Origin of the sequence: Streptomyces sp. RP5T (assembly GCF_003933965.1) — a bacterium.
Classification (GTDB): domain Bacteria; phylum Actinomycetota; class Actinomycetes; order Streptomycetales; family Streptomycetaceae; genus Streptomyces.
This window is the reverse complement of record NZ_RSAJ01001316.1, coordinates 1-396: the sequence shown is the minus strand read 5'-3', so window position 1 is coordinate 396 and position 396 is coordinate 1. Positions and strand designations below refer to the sequence as shown.

Annotated in this window: 1 pseudogene; it reads right to left on the bottom strand. The window is 67.4% G+C overall.

What is annotated here, in order from left to right:
• A pseudogene (locus EHS43_RS45995) lies at positions 1-396 on the bottom strand (transposase family protein); the annotation flags it as partial.

The following is a 396-nucleotide window of genomic DNA, read 5'->3' as shown; positions in this document are numbered from 1 at the left end:
GGGCGGGTGATGACCTGCACGTTCATGCTGTGCTTCTTGTGCTTCTGCGAGTAGTACGGCTGATCGGCGCGGACGCGGTCGGTGGGGATCAGCGTGCCGTCAACGATGACGTGGTCGCCCTCACCGAGGCCGGTGAGGGCTTCATGGAGGCCTGGGGCCCAGGAAGCCAGCACCTCCAGGGCCTCGTCCACGTAGCGCCAGGCGGTGGCCTGGGATATCGCGAACCCGGCGCCGAGCTGGGCGAATGTCTCGTTCTTGCGCAGGCGGGCCCAGCGTGAGCAGTGCCTGGTCGAAGCAGCGGAGCTTCCGCCAGCGGGTGTTACGTGCGCGGCGGTGCTCGTACAGCAGCCAGGCAACATGCTCAACGAGCTCATGCGGGACGTCGAGCGTGGCAGG